Below are 21446 nucleotides of genomic sequence, written 5' to 3'. Positions count from 1 at the left end.
ATCTGATAAGCAAGGCGGATGCTCGCATTTGTAGCGGAAATCACTCGACGATACTCACGTTTTGTTTGTAAAAAATAAAGCTGCCAGATCCAATCTCAAAAACCGCATCATTCAATTCGTCTCGAAGTTTTTTGACACCTCTCGGCAATACCGCCTGCTCATCTTGCCCGCAGATAGCTTTCGTCACGTACACGATCCCCTTGGCATTTGGCGGAATTGTTACGCTGATCGATAGCTCATCCTTCTCATCTCTCTCCCAGCGCACTCTCGCATACCCTGGCCGCAGCTTCTGCCAAGCTTCAGCCCATTTCATATCACCCGGCATATAGGGCTTAATCATGATATTGTAACGATCCGTTTCTGTATCATAGCGGAAATCTATACCTGCCAAACCCGTAAACAGCCATTCCTCCAGATGTCCCAGCATAAAGTGATTTTGCGACTTGCCTACTGTCGGTCCATCCCACGCTTCGGTAAGCGTCGTGGCTCCATGCGCGATTTGATACCCGTAGCTTGGCTTCTCCGTAACTTGCGACATCCGGTGAATGACATCCGATCTGCCAGCCCGGCTAAGTGCAAGCAGCAGATAACGATAGCCTACATCGCCAGCTGTAGTCTGATAGCCGCGTTCGGTAATTTGCCGCACTAGCTTCTCAATCAGATCAGCTTGATGCTGCTCGGGAGCCAGTCCAATCGCGATCGGCATGGAAAGCGCAGTGTCACTGCCAGTTGCGTAGCTGATTGCCTGTTCGTCCCAGTATTTCTCCTGAAATGCTGTTTGGATGGATGCGGTCAACTGCTCGTATTGCTGCACATCCGCTTGCTCGTGCAGCAATGCTGCTATTTTCTGCATGACAACGGACATACCATAATAGATCGCTGTTTCTGTGAAAGGTATAGGCGTATTTTGCGAGTGTCCTGGTCCTGCCGGACCGATGTCATACCAGTCGCCCAGCCCCTCGGTGATGATGTACCCCTCCGACTTCTCCGTTAGATATGCCAGATATCGCTTCATGCCCTGATAGTGTTTCTGAATCAAATTAATATTGCCATACCGTTGCAATACTTCCCAAGGGGTTAAGATATACGTTCCGCCCCAAGCCGTAGCGTCACGGAATATTTTGAGTGTATCACCGAACTCGACATACTCCGGTGCGATCGTCGGCACCATGCCATCGGGTAATTGGGCATCGGAGATGTCCTGCAGTACCTTCTTCAGCATCGCTTCAACATCGTAGTTGAACATAATTGAGGGTCCCATCAAATGAACTTGCTCTAGCCAACCGAGCTTTTCTCGATGCGGGCAATCCGTGAATACACTCTTCGTATTGCTAAGTATCGCCATCGTAATCATTTCGTGAATCCGATTAAGCAGTGGATCTGAGCACTCGAATCCTCCTGCGGTTTCTAGCTCAGGATACAGCATTTCTCCTTCAATGCCATACAACACCGGCAAGGAAGACTCTCCTTGGGAACTGAAAGCCTCGGGAATTGCGCCTTCAATCATCACATAACGAAAGCCAGTATATGAAAACTTCGGACGCCATTCCTCCATACCGTTGCCACTTAAGATATAAATAAACTCGCTCGGGGACCCTGTCCACTTCTGATTGATTAAGCCCTCTTCCGTCAACATCTCGGCACAAGTCAATACAACTTTCGAGCCCGCAGCTCCGCTGACTCGAATCCTCGGCCACCCGGAGAAGTTCTGGCCTAGATCCACCACATATACGCCAGGTTTGGGATTGGAAATTGACTTAGGCTCGAATGTACGCATCACCTTAACCGGCGGAGCTGATTGCGCAATAAGTTTGCCCGAAGGCCCCTCGATCTCAACGGCAGGATACCATGAAGCAGCGTTCCCATCTTCTCTTGTCGCGTCGTATTCTTCGCCGCCGTACATACAGGTGAACAGCAGTGGACTATGACTAGCCTGCCAGCTGCTGTCCGTACGGATCCACTCGCAAGCGCCAGTGGTATACTCAATGACGATATCGGCCAGACATGTAGGCGTACCGAAAGAATCCTTAAACTTCGCGTACTTTCCGCCAGGAACGTGGTAGAAGCCGTTCCCCAGCTCTATTTGAACGATATTTTCATCCGACTTAAGCTGCGATGTTATATCATAAGTCGTGTACAGTACCGTACGGTCATAGTTCGTCCAGCCAGGATCAAGCTCATGATCGCCGATTTTCCTACCGTTTAACAGCAATTCATAATGACCAAGCCCGCTAATGTACACCCTTGCACGCGCAACCTTATGCTCGACATTGAAGTGACGCCGAAAGAGGGACGCTCCTTTCGTTTCCTCGGTCAGGTCCGGATTGGCGATCCATTTTCCCTGCCAGTTTCGACTGTCCAGCTGCCCCATTTCCCACCAGGCCACTACGCTGTCATACTGCGTCCCCGCTTCATCTACAATGTTTAACTTCCAATAATACCTCTGCCTTGGCTGCAGCGGAGTACCCTTGTAAGGAATAGCCGTATGATCTCCGCTGTTGACCACTCCGCTGTCCCATGAATCCGCATCGCCATTCATCAGTCCCACATAGCTCGTCGCAACTTGAATCCGATATGCCTTCTGACGAAATGCCAGCGGCAATTGATCAAGGAACGACCAGCCCAGGCGAGGATTCGTTTCATCAAGGCCGATCGGATTAGGTCTGCCTTCTGTACGCAGAGAACCAATCGCGAGCGGCAAGGATGTCGCAACCGCAATCGTGCGGAATTCAGGAAAGATATTACATGTCGCATCGCCTTCCATCGGGCGCCTGCATGCGGTATAGAAATGATACAAGATCCCGTTATGGCTAATAACCGACGGTTTATGAGCAAAAACGGAATCGATCGCATGGCCATCGCCAATCCGAATGATCGGTTCCTCATATTTGCGCCAGTCCAGCAAATTATCCGACAGCGCAATCCCTTCCTGTGCCGCCTTATAATTAAATCCAAAATAAAACATCGCCCAGCGCGATCCGTCCAGCAGCACGCAGGGATCACTAACGAATCCGCTGTCCCATGCGTTCGGTGTCACTTGAAGAACCGGATTATGCGAATGGCGCGTCCATTGGACAAGATCCTTCGAAGTCGCTAGACCCGTCTGCTCGATCCAAACACCATCATCTTTATCCTTCGCATTGTAAAATAAATAAAAAGTACCTTCATGTTCCAACAGACATTCCTTATACAACCCGCCTTTCTCCCATTCCCCGCCCTCCTCGGGCACGAGAATCGGATTCTCCAGGCGGTTCCAGTTCATCAGGCTGCCGTCTTCTGTCCATGCAAGCCCAATCTTGGCAGATCCCGCTTCGTAACCATCACCCGGATAAGAATGATAGGCTAACCAGTACTTGCCATTCCATTTCTTCAAATAGCCTGGACCATGGATATCATTGTCACGTAACATCCATGTACCTGCAATATTGCGAGAATCCCATGCGTTACCTTCTTGATCTCTGGTCAATATGGTCGACAGATGCTGCCAATTCAGCAGATCAACGCTTGTAGCCAATGCCGTTTGATAGCCAGTTCCATCAAAACCGACATACATCATGTAAAAACAGTCATTGTGCCTAAACACGAATGGGCAATCAACTGCGTGGCAGTCAAATGCCCCTTTCGCGCCGGATCCGACAAGCACAGGCTTCTTCCATTTATACGGTGTCAAGCAATTGGCGATATCCATCATGCATTCCCTGCCTTTGAATATGGCTTCAGTCGAACCGTAAATTCCGTCAATTCTGGGGCAAGAAGATAAGACGGTAAGGTTGGGGCATAGCCGCAGCTATGATTGCCAATACCCGATTGTCTCCAATCGGCATTAATTTCCACTTCGCCCAGTTGGATCAGATCAGAATGATGCTTGGCTTCGCTCAAATCCTTGGTTGAGTATCGGCTTGCACCAACTTGCCCGAGCGGTATCCCCGCTCCAGCAATATGGAGTCCAAAGCCGTCTACGTCCGTGACAGTGGCCCAGCGTACGTCTGCCTTGCTTCCACTCTCTTGCGGCATGATATAAGGCACGAATTGCTCATCGACTGTCCCTTCGTACATGCCAAGCTTTCCACTGGATTTGCGGTCGGCGTAACATTCGTGTGGACCTAGGCCGAACCATGCGAAGCGTTCGAATCGATTCGGCATCGTGAACTGAATACCTGCTCTGGGAAGAGGCGGCAGTCCTTCCTTCAACGGTTCAAGCCTGTTCTCCAGCTTCACTTCCCCGTTGCCGTAAATCGTATATAGCTGCTCGATTTGGAATAATGGCCGGGTTCCTTTTACGCCGAGCACGGAATCTGTCTTAATCTGAATGACGGAGTGGTCCTCTTGCGTCAATAACTCTACTCTGCGAACGTAGGCGTCAAGTTCGTGATACCCTGCTTCACGCCACTGCTTCGCTAGATGGACATCATTGTCGATCGGTGCCCGCCACAAATTGATGCGAGGTCCTTGCGAAAGCAAAGAAACGTCTTTATAATCCCAGGACGTTATTTCTCCGTTCAGTTTATCGAATGCCAATGTGAAGACGTCACCGTCGATGCGAATGAATCGATCGTTCTCTGCAGCTGACACTCTGGCTAACGCATGCGTTTCGGCGGCAGACTCCGAACAAGCCGAATTGTTAAGAGGCATATCCGCCCATGCCACCTCGTGGCCTGCCTGCGCCCAATCCGTGGAATCGCGCAAGACGAAGCTGATATGCAGCCAGTATTCACTGCATGCATCCGTCGGGCGCGTGCTAAAAGGAATCGTGACGAGATCCTCTCCTCCTGCCGGAATATCCAGCGCCGCAAGCTCTCCTTGCTCTAGTAGGATTCCGTCACGATACACACGCCAATGGATAGCAAGATGCTTCAGCGAAACCATGTCGTACCGATTAACTATCCGTAAGACGCCTTGCTCTGCATGTACCGGAGTGACAGTGACCGGTTCGATCGCTTTCTTGAATTCAATTAAAGCGGGCTTAGGGCTGCGGTCGGGGAACAGCAACCCGTCAATGCAGAAATTGCCGCTATGAGGCTCATCACCGAAATCGCCACCATAGGCGTATTGAAGACTTTCGTCACTTGTACGGCGGCGAATTGCGAGATCGGTCCACTCCCAAATCAAACCGCCACAAAGCCGGGGATATCGGTAAACGGTATCCCAATATTCCTTCTGATTGCCAAGCGCGTTACCCATCGCATGCCCGAACTCAACCATTAGATAAGGTCGTGACTCCTCCTTCTCTCCCTCGGCGATCAGCATGTCTACGGAAGGATACATGGAACTGATGATGTCAACGATCGGTGCATCCTTAGCCCGTTCGTAATGAATCGGACGCGTCGGATCCGCCTCTCTCGTCCAAGCAGCCATGGCATCGTGATTGCCGCCATAGCCCGACTCATTCCCAAGGGACCAGACAATGATAGAAGGATGGTTCTTATCCCGCTCGACTAGACGAGCCATCCGGTCTAAGAATGCCTCCCTCCACGCAGGATCCTCGGCCAGTCGGCTTTCATAAGCCGTCTTCTCGTCAGGATTGTTAATCCAACGACTGATCTCACCGAGAAATACACAACCATGCGTCTCCAAATCCGCTTCATCGATAACGTATAACCCATATTGATCGCACAGATCAAGCCAGCGCTCATCATTCGGATAATGAGAGCAACGAACGGTATTAATGTTATGTTGCTTCATCAGCGTAATGTCACGAACCATCGCCTCCATCGTCGTCACATGACCGAGATCTGGATCGAATTCATTTCGGTTCACTCCGCGAAGGATGATCGGCATGCCGTTGACGAGCAGCCATCCGGCCTCCACTTTCACATCCCTAAATCCCACTGTATAGCGATGTGCTTCTACTACATGACCTTCCGCATTGCTCAATATCAGTAGGAGCGTATAGAGCGCAGGCTGCTCAGCCGACCACAGCTCTGGATCACTTATTGAAAATTCAGCATGGACAACAGCTTCCGCATGAGGAGCAAGCGCATCGGTTGCAAGCGTTGCGCTTGCAAGTTCATTAGCCGATCCGAGCAGAACCGCACGAATGCCGCTAGCCTCCCCCCATCTATCAGATCGATTCCTTAAAGTGACGGCAAGCTCCAATAAACCTTCCCGGTACGTCTCGTCTAAACGAGTTCGAATGCGAACGTCGAACATATGTACGCTAGGAACGGATAGCAAATATACGTCCCGAAATATCCCGCTCAGCCGCCATTTATCTTGATCCTCGAGATAGCTGCCTGTGGACCATTGATAAACACGTACAGCTAACTTGTTCTCCCCAGACTGGATATATGAGGTAATATCAAATTCCATGCGATTATGGCTGCCTTGACCAAAGCCGACTTCCTCTCCGTTCACCCACAAATGAAAAGCCGCATCTACACCGTCGAACGCGAGAATGACCGATCTATCGAGCCAATTGTCAGGGATGGTAAACATCCGAGCATAACAACCCGTCGGATTCATCTTCGGAATAAACGGCGGGTCAACCGGAAACGGATATTTGCTACTGCTGTATAAGGGCACGCCATAGCCGTGTAACTGCCAATTCGATGGAACCGGGATTGTCTCCCACGCCTCGCAGGAAAATGTTTGTTCATAGAACCGTTCCGGTGTTTCGAACGGGTTCTCCGAGTAATTAAATTTCCATTCCCCATTCAGACATCGATAATAAGGGGAGGCCGTTCGATCGTTCACGAAGGCCTCTTGTGCATTTGCAAACGGGATTGAAGTGGCTCTGGGACGCTCTGCGTTTCGCTGCAAAATAGTTAAATTTTCAAAATCGGGCAAACCGGAAACACCATCTCTAGTATGATCCATATTTTTCCTCCCCCTAACTTAAAGCGTTCAGCATCGTCATGCCCTCAGGTACTGAAAGCTTCAATGTAAATGTCGTGCCTTCTCCTTCGCGACTTTCAATCATCATACACGTTTGACCGCCGTAGAACGCACGAATGCGTTCGCTGACATTATATAAACCGTGACCGGAATTCTCGGTCTGGAGAGCTTGTCGATCCAACTCGTTGCCAAGCACGCCTCGAATTATTCCCAAACGTTCCTCCGAGATGCCGGGTCCATTGTCGGAGACACTAATCAGGAGCTCAGCGTTTTCTCGTCTAACGACGATATCAATCACCCCAACCTTGCGAGTGCGCCCGATGCCGTGATGGATGCAGTTCTCCACAATTGGTTGCAAAATAAATCGCGGACAGCGAATATCATCGATATTCGTTTGTATCTGAATTGAGAAGCGCAGCCGATCCAACAAGCGCAGCTTATGCATATCGAAATAATGCTGAACATTATCGATTTCGTGCGTCAGCAGCGTCTCGTTATCTCCCGAATTTAGCGTATATCGAAGAAGCCTGCCAAACGTATATATCGCATCGACCACTTCTTGATCGTTATTGATCTCTGCCAGCATACGAATCGATTCAAGCGTATTGTAAAGAAAATGAGGCTTGATCTGTGCTTGCAGCACAAGATAGTCCGCCTCCTTCTTCATGAGCTCGGTTTTATGAACGGTATTTAACAGATCGTCAATTCGTTGGACAAGCGAATTGTAGGATCGGGTCAGAAAGTCGATTTCATCATTCGACGTTCCTACCTCGTAATAGGTGAGCTTGTTTTCATCCACATGTCTCATATGCTTTGCCAAACCAAGAATTCGGCTAACGAGAGAGGAAGCCGTCGCGTAATAGATCCCTGTCAGCACAGCCAGTGATCCTAATAACGTAAGTGCGAGCAAGAGCACCTTGGTCCTGATGTCGACGAATACTTCATCCATTTTACTGAAAAAGTAGAACGTCGTAGACAGCTCCGGGATCGTCAACGTGTTCACAAGCGTTCTCTGCTTGCGCAAATAGGCGTAACCTAGATTGCTTTCTTTGGCCATAGCCAGCAAGTTTGCCACATCTTTGTCGTTCAGCCCGATGCCACCGCTGTGGTAGACGGTATCGTCGCCTTGCGCAATTTGTACTTGCATGTTCTGATTGACATCGACCGCTTTGAGAAAATTTCGCAGCAACGAATCATTGGTTACAATCTCCAGAACAGCCAGCAGCTTCGTATAACCGTTATTATAAACACGTTGATAGTAGCTCAGGTTCGGAAGTTCAGTGGTGTCGGCTCCGCTGCTGCGCACCCAGACACCTTTATCTGCTTTAACATTGCCTAGCATTCCTAGCGGCTTCTTATCCATTTGGCCTAGGTCCTCAAGTTCGCCGGAGACTGGGTGGACTTCATTCATTGTTTTATACAGTTTAATAGAAGAAATCTCTTTATGGTGCGATTGCGCATAGAAAAATAGGGGGCGAATGTCTTTGAGATAGTTATAAACAGATTGTTGCTCTGAAGAATTATAGCCACTAAGATAATCGATCAACTGCTGATTGTTCATGAATAGATCATGAATCGATTCCACCTGGTTCAGACTCGACCGGAACCCCTCGCCAGCTTGTATGATTAGCTTCTGCTTTCCTTCCGAAAACTCTGTTGTCACATCCATATAGAACTGATTGTACAAGTAAAAGCCGAATACAATAATTGGCAAAATCACAAGCAACAGGTATCCTAGCGCCATTTTCTTTACAATCCTGAAATTCTTCATTTCAACGGCCATCCTTTGCATCAAGCAGCCCGATTGAAGTGATGTCATTTTGGTATTGGCTCTAAATCCCATGTCTGACCATCCCTGAATTCCAATTGGACATTATACTTATATTGTATAGATGTGCGCTTGGGATGAATAGTGATAAAAACTTAAAAATCAACGAACATTATTAAGATCGATGTAAGCGCAAACAATAAATTCATATTTTCAACGCTCAAGACTCTTTCTTTCTCAATACCGAAACGACAGCTCTATGCCATCCTGCCCTGTACACATCGCGCAATTCGGGTTCAATTAATGGCAAATAAGTCTGATAAATCGATTTTTCAGTCCTTATTTCATCCCTAGAGTGCCAGAATCCGATCCCGACACCACCGATATACGCAGAACCCATAGGTGATAATTCAGCAACATCTGATTTAACGACTTTCTTGCCAAGTAGATTGGATTGGAATTGCATCAAGCCTGCATTCTCAGAAGCTCCACCATCGGCCCGCAATTCTTGAAGTTCAACATGGGTTTCATTCTCTATTAGATGAACAGCATCATCGACCTGATAAGCGATACTTTCAAGTGCTGCTCGAATGATATGAGCTTTGGTTGTTCCTCGATTCATTCCAGTAATTGAAGCCTTAGCGTAAGAATCCCAATAGGGTGCTCCGAGCCCAACGAAGGCCGGTACTAAGTACACACCTTCACTATCTGGCGCTTCTTGAAGCAATGCCTCCATTTCGTCGAAAGTACGAAAAAGTCCAAGGTTATCACGCACCCATGAAATGCAATCCCCTGAGGTGCGAATAACTGCCTCAACGGCATACGTTACTTTGCCTTCTATTCCCCAAGCGATTGCACTTACTAATCCGTTCTCAGCTTTAACCGGTTTATGACCCACATTCATTAACACGGACGTCCCCGTGCCATAGGTCGCTTTAGCCATCCCAATATCGAAGCATTGATTTCCGAAAAGGGCTGCTTGAGAATCTCCAATGACACCGGTGATGGGAATACGATTTTCGCCAAATAAAGTAGGGTCTTCTGTGTATCCGAAAATATCATCTGATGATTTAACCTCAGGAAGCAAGGTAATCGAAACCTCGAATAGGTTGCAAAGTTCTTCATCCCATTCTAGAGTATGAATATTAAATAGGGATGTACGGCTTGCATTCGTGAAATCCGTTGCATGTACGTTACCGTCAGTCAACTTCCATATTAACCAGCTGTCCATGGTTCCAGCCCGCAGATGTCCTGCGGCCAACTTATCCTGGATGCCCTCCACATGATGAAGAATCCATTGCCATTTTGCAGCCGAGAAATAGGGATCCAACATTAATCCGGTTTTGGATCGTACCCCATCCTCCGCACCTGCCGTTTTATAAGCCGCACACAGATCTGCTGTCCGTTGGCACTGCCATACAATGGCATGATAGACGGGAAGACCCGTCACACAGTCCCAAATGACAGCTGTTTCACGCTGATTCGTAATCGTCATGGCGGCAATAGCCTCATAACCAATCCCAGCGGAGTTTATAGCTTCATGTGCTGAGCGTTTGACATTGTTATAGATCTCCATCGGATCTTGTTCAACCCATCCAGGTTGCGGATAGAATGTTGTATGTGAAACCGTACTACGCGTTATTATGGCACCTTCACGATCAATGATAAGTGCCTTCGTTCCAGATGTACTTTGGTCAATAGCCAACATATATGTTTTATTCGTCATACTTACTCCTGTTTACCGAGCATTTCTAACGCGATTTGTTTAAGATTATTTTTGCTAATTCCATAATGCTCGAATACTTCAGAACTTTTGCCAGCAATCGCGGGTTCATCTGGAATGCCAATAATACGCATGGCAACCGGATGATTCTGAACAACAACTTCAGCTACGGCTGCACCTAGTCCGCCAAGAACGCTATGTTCCTCTACAGTGATAATACGTCCTGTTTCTTTGGCAGCTTGTATAATTGCTTGTTCATCCAGGGGTTTAATGGTATGCATATTGATGACTCTGCATGACACGCCAGCCTGCTTTAACGCTTCATGCGCATCAAGTGCTACACGAACCGTTTCTCCAGCGGCAATGATGGTGATATCTGTTCCTTCTCGCATCCTTACGGACTTCCCGATAATAAATTCGTAATCGTGAGATTCATACACATCTTCAACAGCATTACGGCCTATGCGAATGTAAACGCCGCCGTTATGATTTACGAGCGCTTCTGTCATACGTTTTGTTTCATGTCGATCAGAGGGCAAAATAACCGATAATCCTGGAATGGCACGTGCAACAGCAATATCCTGCACAGAATGGTGAGACATTCCCAATGCGCCATAACTAACTCCACCGCTAATACCAACCAACTTTACATTGGTTCCCGAATAGGCAACGTCCACTTTGATCTGCTCAATGCTCCTCATACTCAGAAAGCAAGCTGGGGAAGTCACAAAGGGCTTTTTACCGCTGTGAGCTAGTCCTGCGGATATTCCCACGATATTTTGCTCTGCGATACCCACTTCTACGAATTGATCTGGGTATGCTTTAGCGAAAGGTGCCATCGCTGCTGATCCCCTTGAATCACTAGCAAGCACCATAATGTCACGATCATCTTTAGCAAGCTCGAGCAGTGTTTCACAAATGACTTGGCGGTTAGGGATTGTGTTCATTTAGCGTACCTCCCCCTTCTGTTCATATAACTCCAAAGCAGCAGTTAACTCTGCTAGCGCTTTCCCTAACTCTAATTCATTCGGTACATGATGATGCCAGTGAGGAACATTCTCCGCAAAGGAAACGCCCTTGCCCTTCACCGTGTTCGCCATGACTAATGTTGGCTTACCGGCTACTGCTGGAACTGTTGCAAATGTATCCACCAAATCTTTCATATCGTTGCCATCGATTGAAACAACATGCCACCCGAATGCTGCCCATTTATCTTCAAGGGGATCCAGCCCCATTACCTCTTCTGTTGACCCGCTAATTTGCAACCGATTCCGGTCAATAATTGCAATTAAATTATCCAATTTATAATGTGAGCCTGCCATAGCTGCTTCCCAAACCGAGCCTTCCGCTTGCTCACCATCCCCCATTAAGCAAAAAGTCCGATAGGACGCACCATCACGTTTAGCAGCAAGTGCCATTCCTACCCCGACTGCCAATCCATGGCCGAGAGCACCTGTGTTCATCTCGATTCCAGGCACTTTGTTGTTCGGGTGACCAATAAGCTTCGTTCCAAATTGGCTGAATGTGGCGAGGTCTTCTCTTGGGAAAAATCCTCGATCGGCAAGTACTGACCAGAGAGATTCTACGGAATGTCCTTTGCTCAAAATAAACCGATCCCTATCTTCCGCTTTTGGATTCTTAGGATCAATGTTCATAATGCGATAGTATAACGCAGTTAATATATCTGTATTGCTAAGAGAGCCGCCGGTATGGCCTGTTTTGGCAGTCGCAATCATTTGCAGTAAATCCATCCGGATTTGTGTTGCTTTGGCTTGCAGCGCTTTGATTTCCATATGTGTTTTCTCCTCCTTACAAACCCTTGCCTCGCAGCCATGCTTGAATTTCACTTTCTGTTGGATCTACAGGATCAGGTGTCAGCCCCGGAATATATTGACATGCCTCATATAGAGATGGGATCACGTTCGCATGAATCCCGACCGAATGATGCACATAAGGTCCTTTGACTAATTTCTCTTCCCAAAGCGGCCAATCATTTACTTCTACCCATACATAGGAACCTCGTGTATACGGCCCTTGAATACCTTGAGCGCGCCCAAGAAACAGTTGATATTCGCCATGATCTCCGTCAAACCTAGCCAGCGTCATACCGCCGCCTTTGATTTCTCCTTCATGCGTTCCTGGAGCATGATCATCGAACAAAAAGTGCTTACGAAGCTTAGGCTTCTCTTCCACGGAAAGTGATACTGGGAAGTTACCACAGTGGAAGAGCAATTCACCATTGGCATTCTCCGGGTGCCGAACTGTCAAATCAGCGAAGAAAGTTGGCGCTTGATTCATAGCAGCAGCTTGCACCATGACCGATGTAATCGCCCCATGTATGTCTGTCTCGCAGGTTACTGGAATTTGTTCATCCGTCAGAATGGCATTTGCTAAGCAAGGCATAATCCCCATAGCTTCTTGTAAAGAAGACCAACATTGAATGGCAATTGCTGTACTGCCTGTTTGCAATGCATATTGTTTCATCGCGACTTTTAATGCCGCGATCCGCCTTACGTCCGCTTCCGTCACCTCCGTCCAATCCAGTTTGGCTTTAATGTAATCGATAGCTTGAGCTAATTCAGAGGAATTCCCGTTCTCAACACGCTTGGATGCTCGCTGAATATCTACGAGTGTAATCGGATAAAGCTCTATGCCAAACCGTTCCAACAACTCGCCTTCGTTGCACATCATTGTCCAGAACGAAGATGGCCTTGGGCCAATTTGCAGAATGCGAAGTGCGCGGAACTGACGAACAACATTAGCCGCTGAAATCCAATTCGAAAACCCTCTTTCAAACACAGGGTCGTTCACACGTGTATTCGTTACATAGGAAAACGGCACATTAAAACGTCTCAGAACCTTACCAGTAGCAAATAGACCACACTGTGTATCGCGAAGCCTCATCCCGTCTTCGAGGGGCGCCTCATCACGCGGGCCCCATAAGAGCACAGGTTTTCCTAGCGCTTTACCTACACGTGCAACGGTATCCTCTGTACCGAAGTTACAATGCGGGAAGAAAACAGCATCAACCTTCTCCTGACGAAACCGCTCGATAATGAGGTCAGCATTAATATTGTCGTCGTATAAAAGACCTTCAGAATTAATTCCCTCAAGATCCACGATGTCGATATCGAGCCCAAAGCTTTGGATTTTCTCCTTAATAAGTACTTTGTACTTAAAAGCGTCTTCTGCACTAAAGACAAAGCGTCTTGTAGGTGCGTAGCCAAGTTTTAACTTTTTCAAATTGTATGCCTCCATTTTGTTTAGTATTTAAGTTTAGTTGAATCCAGCTGAATTAACTAAACAAATTTTTAATAAGTTTAGTTAATTTTCAATTTTTATAACGTAAAACAAATCTAACACGGCATTTTTCAGGCGTCAATTACAATTTTAGCTTTTATTTAGTTAATTTTTATATAATTTTTAGTTTCATTTATGCCTCCCATTGTACAATCAGTAAATTTATTATAAACTAAACTAACTAAACAGTATTAGCGAATGGGGATTAATTAATATGAAAATGGAAGATATCGCCAAACTAGCAGGCGTGTCCAAATCTGCTGTTTCGTTTGCACTTAGCGGAAAACCTGGAATAAGCAATGAAACGCGAGAGCGCGTTCTTGAAATCGCACGAGAAAACGGTTATACACCCAAGCCGAAATTATCAGCCAATGAAGGCTCTGTGAAATCCTTAACATTTTTGGTCTTTACGAATTCAGGGATCGTCCTCGAAGCGTATTACCAACAACCTTTCTTTCGAGAACTGATTCATTTCATTGAAGAACGATGTCGAGTCAAAGGTTACTCCTTACTTTTTTCAACCATCAATATGGCCTACTTCGAACAAGAAATTCGGGTGTTTTCTGAGGAAAATCAAAGTGATGGTGTCATTCTACTTGGTACTAACCTAACCTCAGTCGATATATTGGATATTGCAAATCGGTTAGGCCCTCGTCTTGTCGTACTTGACAACTGCTTTGATACATTACCTGTTCATTTTGTCGGGATCAATAATAGGATGGGTGCTTATCAAGCGGGGGCTCACTTATGCAAATTGGGGCATCGTGAAATCGGATATATAGCTTCGAATGTTCATCTCCAGAATTTCGAGGAGCGAAAAGAAGGCTTTCAGGAAGCACTGAAGGCATATGATATACAGATCAAGCCTGAACACTTCTTTTCTGTGGCACCTACAATGCTTTCATCGCAGGATGATCTGAAAGCCCAAATCAAATCTTACTTAGATACAGATCGTAACCTGCCAACTGCTCTTTTTTGCGAATGTGATTATATCGCTATTAGTGCAATGAAGACGTTAACTGAGCTTGGTATACGGATACCTGAGGATGTTTCCGTTATTGGATTTGATAACATTACGGAATCACAAATCATTTCACCTGAGTTAACAACTATCCATGTTGAAAAGCAGCGAATGGCTCAAGTAGCTGTAGATTTAGTTATTGAATCTATCGAAGTAGAACTAGAAATAACATCCAAAATCAGAGTCGACACCCGGTTTGTTGAGCGACGTTCTTCGCACAAATGAGCTTAATTCGGAGGAAGGGGAATCCAGATGGCAAGCGAATTAAGATTTTTCACAGAAATCCCAAGTTGGCATACGATTTCCGGCGAATTTGGAGATATAGAAAATATAAGTAAACTATCTGAGAAATACAATTTTTATGGATCGTTAATATATTTTTTTAATCATTCATTTGATCCTTGGATCCTTACAACAAAAGTATTAAATAGTACAGATCATTTAGTACTTATAGTAGCAGTCCAGCCCTACTATATGCCGCCTGTGACCACTGCCAAAATTGTAAAAGCAATAGCGACATTATATGAACGTAAAGTTTGTTTGAATTTCGTTACTGGGGTTTATGAATCTGAAATTAAGGCAATGCATGAATCGATTGATCCGAAAACAAAATACGCTAGACTCCGTGAATACATAAATGTTGTTCAAACTCTCTTAACGTCAGATGAAGAAGTTAATTTCCATGGAGATTATTATAAATTTTCAAATTTAGATGCCCGAGCGTCAGTTCCTGCTCATTTAATGCCTGAAATTTTTATCCCGGGTTCTTCAGATGAAAGTATACTTCTAGCACATGAAGTTGCAGATACTGCCTTATTAAGGCCACATCCAATCGAATTATTCAAAAAATTATATCTACCGAAAATCGAGAAAAAAGAACTAAACCTAGCTATACGCATTTCCATTATTACTAGGGATAGTTCTGAAAAAGCATGGGAAATTGCAAATTCAAAATATATTCAAGATCGACATGGTAAAATGATTACAAAAATAAGAGGGAAATCTTCATCTCACAATACAAAACTGATGGCAAACTTAGCATTATCGCAAGAAATATATGATGATGTTTATTGGATGGGAGCATATCTCTCTGGAAATAAGGTTGATGATCCATATATTGTCGGAAGTTATTCAGATGTTTCGAATTATTTGTGCAAGTATATGGATTTAGGCGTACGTACTTTCTTAATCGGTAACATTGATGAAACAAACGAGGAAGTAGAACATATTTCTGAAATTATGAAAAGATTAAAAACTTATCATACTTTAATGGACAATAATTTTTTTGAGATTGAAAAATCTGAATAACAATCCATTAAACGAATAGCTTTAAACCTATAGCAATATCGATACTTCCAAGCAAAAAAGCCTGTACCACATGGGAGAGCACTGAAAAAGTCGTTGTTTTGTTGCTATGAGCAAAAGCACAACGACTTTTTTGTCATCTAGAAAGGAGCCGAGGCTCCTTTCTAAGCTATTTTCGATGTTCCCTAATTTCACCATCCGTTTCGCATTTACAACAATAGCTGTCAGAATAGCTTGTATGCGCTGTGCTGCGTTTACTTTACTATTGTCTTTTCCAGTGAATTATGGAATTTCAAAAAAAAAATCCAGGGCCCCCGCCCTGGATTCTCATCAATTACATCTGCTATACCCGCAGTTGATACAATTCTTACACCCTTCGCTATTCACTAGCGAAGCGGAACCACACGACGTGCACAGGTCCATCGCCGCGACACTCGTCGCGCTCGGAGCAGAGTGCCCGCTATGTGCAGCTGCCGCCGGAGCTGCCTCCACAACCTCGCTCGTCGCGGTCACGTAGTTCCGCGCGTCGTCAGGCTCGCTCATCACTTCGTCGTGCTGTTCGAGCGCTTTGGCAACCGCATCTGCAATCGACTCTACACGGTTGTTGCCGAAACCGATGGCGCCGGAGCCGCCAATGCCTTTCAAGTGCTTCACGAGCAGCTTCACTTTGTCACCGTGATCGCCATAACGCAAGAACAAGGAGCACACGCGGCCGAGTGCTTCGGACATCGCGAACACATCAGACCCTGCTTTTCCTACGTTGAGGAAAATCTCGCTTGGCGTTCCGTTCATATCATTAATGGTAATGTACGCCATACCGAATGGGGTATTCACTTTATACGTAGCGCCACGCAGAATTTGCGGACGGCGCTTATATTGCTTATCGAAGACTTGCTCCGTCTTCGCATCCACATTTAGGGCTAACTTACCAGAAATGGAAGCCAAACTTTCTTTCTCCACTACAGCCTCTGCTGCAACTGCAACTGGAGCAACCTCCGGCTGTACCTCAGCCTTCACTTCTTCTTTTTTATCTGAATTCGAACTTGTACTCAACACCTGTACATCACGACTGCCATCGCGATAGATGGTCACGCCTTTACAACCCAAATCGTAAGCCAATTCATAAAGTCGCTTCGTCTCTTCAACCGTGAAATCAGCAGGGCAGTTCGCCGTTTTGGAAATGGAGCTATCTACCCAAGTCTGAATGGCAGCTTGTGCACGAATATGATCTTCAGCGGACAAGCTCATCGAAGTGACGAAATAGTCCGGCAGATCTTGATCTGGATTCGCATCCTTCCAATTCTGCGCAATCGGCACATACTGTTTATCGAAGCCTAGGCGACTTTGACGATAGTACTCAAATGCGAAGTAAGGCTCGATCCCTGTCGATGTGCCAACCATCGTTCCTGTACTTCCGGTTGGTGCCTGTGTAATAACGGTAACGTTACGCATGCCATTCCGATGAATGGCCTCACCGACCTCAGGATATACTTCTGTCATTTTGCGCATAAAGCCGCTTTCCATAAATTTATCTTCGATAAAGGCTTGGAAAGATCCCTTCTCGCCTGCAATCTCAGATGAAGCCAGATACGCTTCTCTCGCCATAAATCCATAAATCTTGTCTAAGAACACGAGGGATTCAGGGCTGCCATATCGTATTTTCAACAGAATCATAAGCTCCGCAAGACCCATCGTACCAAGTCCTACGCGACGCTCATTTTGTTGATTTGCTCGATTTTCTTCGAAATGATACGGTGTTTTGTCGATCACATTATCAAGAAAACGCGTTGAGTAACGCACGACGGTAGCAAGCTCTTCCCAATCCACATCATGCTTCTCCGCATCATAGAACTTCGACAGATTAATCGCTGATAAATTACAAACACCCCATGCTGGAAGTCCCTGTTCCCCACACGGATTCGTACAAATAATCGGGTTAAAATACCAGCTATTCGACATTTGATTGTAATACTCCAGGAACACGACGCCCGGTTCTGCTGATTTCCAAGCCGACTCAATGATCGAATGCCAAACATCACGCGCGCGAACGGTGCGATAAGGCTTAACAGCTTTGCCTAATTTCTTCCACGCATCCAAATTTCCGTCCCACAGGTCATTGTACTCTGGATCCGTCGTATCCGGGAACACCAGTTCCCACTCCAGATCTTCCTTCACTGCTTTCATGAACCCGTTGCTGACACATACGGATAAGTTCGCGTTCGTAATTTGTCCCATCGTGGACTTCACCGTAATGAAATCCTCCAGATCCGGATGCCAATCGTTAATCATCAGCATTAACGCACCGCGCCGGCTTCCGCCTTGCTCAATTAATCCCGTCGTATAGCTAAATAATCCGCCCCACGAGACAGCCCCGCTGGACGATCCATTTACGCCTTTCACCACAGAACGTCTTGGACGAAGCGAGGACAGATTGATTCCTACTCCGCCTCCACGCGACATGATTTCCGTCATTTCAGTCAATGTATTCATAATGCCACCGCGGCTATCCTTAGGAGAAGGAATCACGTAGCAATTGAATAACGTCAACTCGTCACTCGCATCCGCGCCAGCTGCAATACGACCACCAGGTACAAGCTTCCAATCATTTAAAATATAGCGAAATTTATCTGTCCATTCCTGACGCTTTTCCGGTGTTTTCTCCACAGAAGCCATTGCTCCTGCCAAACGATCCCACATTTCTTCTGGTGTTTTCTCCATATTTAACGTTAGTTTCTCAACGGCAGATTCCACGGTTTCCCCACTGCGTGTACGAACTTTCACGGTATTTCCTTCACGACTAATAATTTCGCCAACTTCTTTGGCTGGGAACTTCGGATCATCCTTTGTCAATACAAGAACGGTGTCTCCCACTTTCGCATGACTTGTGTCCGCATTCTTAAGTGCATAGCGATCTAGAAAGATTTTCTCACTCAATCCTGTTAGCTTCTTACTCTCATACACATTCCCCATGAACATAAGCCTCCCAATTAAAGTGCAAATTCAGCTGCAATTAAGATAATCCCTACAAGAGTCATTAGCCAACAATTCTCAATATCTGGTAGTGCCAAATCATTATACTACACAACATATGGATGCACCATTGGCAAAAGAACCAAATTCACGCTGGTCACAGAATTGCTAGCTTTGACGCGTCTCTCAACCTTTGTTAACCTATTAGTAGGATACCACAACAGAGCACAATTTAGAACATATGTTCCATTAATATTTTATTCCAAAGGAGTGCATGCCGCATGTATTTTTATAAAAACCAATTCCTACATAAACAAGACATCCAAATCTCACCGGATGATCGCGGTTATTATTTCGGAGACGGGATTTACGAAGTTTTTCGCGTTTACAATGGACAGATTTATGAGTGTGGCGCACATATGCAGCGGCTTGAACGAACAGCGAGTGAAGTCCGCCTCTCTTTACCACATACAAGTGATGGAATATTGACTATATTGAATAAACTCATTCAACACAACAGCCTCGTCGAAGGCACCGTGTATTTGCAAATCACGCGTGGGGAGGCTCCTCGCGCACATCCTTTTCCAACACAGGCTGAGCCGATTTTACTGGCTTACTGCTCTGAAGTGAAACGTCCACTAGCTTCGATTCATAATGGCATACAAGCTGTGACGCAACCTGATATTCGCTGGCTCAGATGTGACCTCAAGACCTTAAATCTACTCCCTAACATTCTTGCCAAACAAACTGCGCTTGATCATGGCGTGCAAGAAGTCGTCTTACATCGAGACGGCACAGTCACCGAATGCAGCGCTTCGAATCTGATGATGGTGAGGGATCAGGTGCTCTATACGCATCCTGCGAATCACTTGATTTTGCATGGAATTACGCGTGCCGTTGTACTTAGATTAGCTCATGCTTTACACATACCAGTGAAAGAAGAACCCTTCACGACCGAGCAGCTTCTGCAAGCGGACGAGGCCTTCATCACAGGGACAACAGTAGAAATCACGCCAATTCTTCAAGTTGATGGACAATCAATCGGTACGGGAACACCCGGTTCAACGACCCAGCGGCTGCAAGCTGAATTCGAAAGAACATTTCTCAAGTAGCAGGGCCAGACACTTCCCAAACACATGCAAGAGTAACCTTAGTCCTCTCCATTGACTTCGAAGGTTGCTCTCTTCTATAACTATCTGGATATCCCTCTCTCCAAATGAAATCCTTATATCCCAGCCCCACCCAAATGTTTACAGAAAAATCACAAATACGGATAAAACAATTGACGGAAACCCTATGCCCCAATTAAACTATGGTTAATTATAAATGAACTTGGACACCTCGCACCTACATACTTTGCTTAACAAAAGCGTTAAAGTGGTGGGCGAGCAATGCGTCCAAGCAACAAGTGTGAATTACGAGAGGGGTAATCAAGTTGAAAAAGAAAGCACTCGTATCATTCGTATTATCAGCAGCATTAATGGTCGTAGCAGGTTGCGCTCAAAAAGCGGAGCCAACACCTGCAGCAGGCGGCGCAGCATCATCAACTCCGGCAGCTTCGGCAGCCGCATCCAAAACGTACAAGATCGCAATCTCGCAAATTGTCGAACATCCATCATTGGATGCGACACGCCAAGGCTTCCTGGCAGCACTTAAGGATGCGGGCATCGTAGAAGGCACGAACTTGAAAGTTGACTTCAACAACGCACAAGGTGATCAACCGAATAACCTATCCATCGCTCAAAAAATAGCTTCCGCTGACAACGATCTCGTGCTTGGTATTGCAACGCCATCGGCACAAGCAGTTGTTCAGCAAGTGAAGAAGGCTCCGGTTCTTTTTGCAGCTGTTACAGACCCACTTGCAGCTAAGATCGTGACCAATGTTGATAAGCCAGGCGGCAATGTATCCGGTGCATCCGATACGAATCCCATGGCGATTGCCCAATTGATGGATTTCGTTGCAGCTAATATGCCTAAAATTAAAACCGTTGGCCTTGTCCTCAATGAGGGAGAACCTAACGCGGTGATTATGGCAAAAAATGCAGAAGAATCCCTATCCAAACACGGGATTAAGCTTGTGAAAGCACCTGTAACGAATACGTCAGAAGTCAAGCAAGCTGCGCAATCCTTAGTAGGTCGCGTCGATGCTTTCTTAATTACACTGGATAATACAGTTGTTAGCGGTGTGGATGGTATCATTCAAATTGCAAACGACAAGAAAATCCCTTTCTTCTCCAGTGACCGTGACACCGTTGAAAAAGGAGCTTTCGCTACAGTTGGTTTCAAATACTATGATCATGGCTACCAAGTAGGACAAATGGCTGTTGATATTTTGAAAAACGGTAAAAAACCTGCTGACATGAAAGTAACCGTCCCAGACAAAATGGATCTTATCCTAAACCTAAAAGCAGCGAAAGCACAAGGCATTGAAGTAACAGATGCAATGAAAGCTGCTGTAAAAGATAAAGAGAAAAACATTATTCAGTAATAGTCAGACACTAAAGGGGTGAACGTCACTTTCGTTC

At 46.0% G+C, this 21446-nt stretch carries 12 protein-coding genes; 4 read left to right on the top strand and 8 right to left on the bottom strand.

All coding sequences use genetic code 11. The annotated features are described in order from the left end of the window. Positions 1-40: 40 nt before the first annotated feature. The 7 genes from A8708_RS29830 to A8708_RS29800 form a co-directional block, all read right to left on the bottom strand. Positions 41-3691 (bottom strand): family 78 glycoside hydrolase catalytic domain, encoded by a 3651-nt coding sequence (locus A8708_RS29830; RefSeq protein WP_239696896.1) that lies wholly within the window; start codon positions 3689-3691, stop codon positions 41-43. Next, positions 3688-6816, bottom strand: a complete 3129-nt coding sequence (locus A8708_RS29825; RefSeq protein ID WP_068669865.1) for a glycoside hydrolase family 2 TIM barrel-domain containing protein — start codon at positions 6814-6816, stop codon at positions 3688-3690. Before A8708_RS29825 ends, A8708_RS29830 begins: the two co-directional genes overlap by 4 nt. A gap of 13 nt (positions 6817-6829) precedes the next feature. Next, positions 6830-8605: a sensor histidine kinase gene (locus A8708_RS29820; RefSeq protein ID WP_167355943.1), complete on the bottom strand. Its 1776-nt coding sequence runs from the start codon at positions 8603-8605 to the stop codon at positions 6830-6832. Between the two features lie 217 nt (positions 8606-8822). Continuing rightward, positions 8823-10328, bottom strand: a complete 1506-nt coding sequence (locus A8708_RS29815; protein WP_068669863.1) for an FGGY family carbohydrate kinase — start codon at positions 10326-10328, stop codon at positions 8823-8825. A gap of 2 nt (positions 10329-10330) precedes the next feature. Continuing rightward, positions 10331-11272 carry a transketolase family protein gene (locus tag A8708_RS29810; protein ID WP_068669861.1) on the bottom strand — a complete coding sequence of 314 codons (942 nt, stop codon included), beginning with the start codon at positions 11270-11272 and terminating at the stop codon, positions 10331-10333. After that, the gene (locus tag A8708_RS29805; RefSeq protein ID WP_068669859.1) at positions 11273-12118 is read right to left on the bottom strand and encodes a transketolase; all 846 of its coding nucleotides are present in this window, start codon (positions 12116-12118) and stop codon (positions 11273-11275) included. A 16-nt stretch (positions 12119-12134) separates the two neighbouring features. Further along, positions 12135-13568: an L-fucose/L-arabinose isomerase family protein gene (locus tag A8708_RS29800; RefSeq protein ID WP_068669857.1), complete on the bottom strand. Its 1434-nt coding sequence runs from the start codon at positions 13566-13568 to the stop codon at positions 12135-12137. Positions 13569-13839: 271 nt separating this feature from the next. Here A8708_RS29800 and A8708_RS29795 point away from each other — a divergent pair, with 271 nt between their 5' ends. Both A8708_RS29795 and A8708_RS29790 read left to right on the top strand, forming a co-directional pair. After that, a complete protein-coding gene (locus A8708_RS29795; protein ID WP_068669855.1) occupies positions 13840-14871 on the top strand; it encodes a LacI family DNA-binding transcriptional regulator in 1032 nt (343 codons plus the stop codon). 27 nt (positions 14872-14898) lie between these two features. Further along, positions 14899-15954 carry an LLM class flavin-dependent oxidoreductase gene (locus tag A8708_RS29790; RefSeq protein WP_068669852.1) on the top strand — a complete coding sequence of 352 codons (1056 nt, stop codon included), beginning with the start codon at positions 14899-14901 and terminating at the stop codon, positions 15952-15954. A 327-nt stretch (positions 15955-16281) separates the two neighbouring features. On the opposite strand, the gene A8708_RS29785 is transcribed toward A8708_RS29790, so the two are convergent. Continuing rightward, positions 16282-18921: an adenosylcobalamin-dependent ribonucleoside-diphosphate reductase gene (locus A8708_RS29785; RefSeq protein ID WP_068669851.1), complete on the bottom strand. Its 2640-nt coding sequence runs from the start codon at positions 18919-18921 to the stop codon at positions 16282-16284. A gap of 281 nt (positions 18922-19202) precedes the next feature. Here A8708_RS29785 and dat point away from each other — a divergent pair, with 281 nt between their 5' ends. Next, positions 19203-20033 carry a D-amino-acid transaminase gene (gene dat / locus A8708_RS29780; RefSeq protein WP_068669849.1) on the top strand — a complete coding sequence of 277 codons (831 nt, stop codon included), beginning with the start codon at positions 19203-19205 and terminating at the stop codon, positions 20031-20033. 368 nt (positions 20034-20401) lie between these two features. Further along, the gene (locus A8708_RS29775; protein WP_068670021.1) at positions 20402-21409 is read left to right on the top strand and encodes an ABC transporter substrate-binding protein; all 1008 of its coding nucleotides are present in this window, start codon (positions 20402-20404) and stop codon (positions 21407-21409) included. Positions 21410-21446: the final 37 nt, after the last annotated feature.

Source organism: Paenibacillus oryzisoli, assembly GCF_001653565.1.
Taxonomy (GTDB): domain Bacteria; phylum Bacillota; class Bacilli; order Paenibacillales; family NBRC-103111; genus Paenibacillus_E; species Paenibacillus_E oryzisoli.
Note: the sequence above shows the minus strand (reverse complement) of the source record. Positions and strands in the feature narration are given on the sequence as shown.

What these genes read in the sequence shown, in the direction of transcription:
- A8708_RS29830 (WP_239696896.1), bottom strand. Translation starts at nt 3,691, where the DNA reads ATGATGGATATCGCCAATTGCTTGACACCGTATAAATGGAAGAAGCCT.
- A8708_RS29825 (WP_068669865.1), bottom strand. Translation starts at nt 6,816, where the DNA reads ATGGATCATACTAGAGATGGTGTTTCCGGTTTGCCCGATTTTGAAAAT.
- A8708_RS29820 (WP_167355943.1), bottom strand. Translation starts at nt 8,605, where the DNA reads ATGAAGAATTTCAGGATTGTAAAGAAAATGGCGCTAGGATACCTGTTG.
- A8708_RS29815 (WP_068669863.1), bottom strand. Translation starts at nt 10,328, where the DNA reads ATGACGAATAAAACATATATGTTGGCTATTGACCAAAGTACATCTGGA.
- A8708_RS29810 (WP_068669861.1), bottom strand. Translation starts at nt 11,272, where the DNA reads ATGAACACAATCCCTAACCGCCAAGTCATTTGTGAAACACTGCTCGAG.
- A8708_RS29805 (WP_068669859.1), bottom strand. Translation starts at nt 12,118, where the DNA reads ATGGAAATCAAAGCGCTGCAAGCCAAAGCAACACAAATCCGGATGGAT.
- A8708_RS29795 (WP_068669855.1), top strand. Translation starts at nt 13,840, where the DNA reads ATGAAAATGGAAGATATCGCCAAACTAGCAGGCGTGTCCAAATCTGCT.
- A8708_RS29790 (WP_068669852.1), top strand. Translation starts at nt 14,899, where the DNA reads ATGGCAAGCGAATTAAGATTTTTCACAGAAATCCCAAGTTGGCATACG.
- A8708_RS29785 (WP_068669851.1), bottom strand. Translation starts at nt 18,921, where the DNA reads ATGGGGAATGTGTATGAGAGTAAGAAGCTAACAGGATTGAGTGAGAAA.
- dat (WP_068669849.1), top strand. Translation starts at nt 19,203, where the DNA reads ATGTATTTTTATAAAAACCAATTCCTACATAAACAAGACATCCAAATC.
- A8708_RS29775 (WP_068670021.1), top strand. Translation starts at nt 20,402, where the DNA reads ATGGTCGTAGCAGGTTGCGCTCAAAAAGCGGAGCCAACACCTGCAGCA.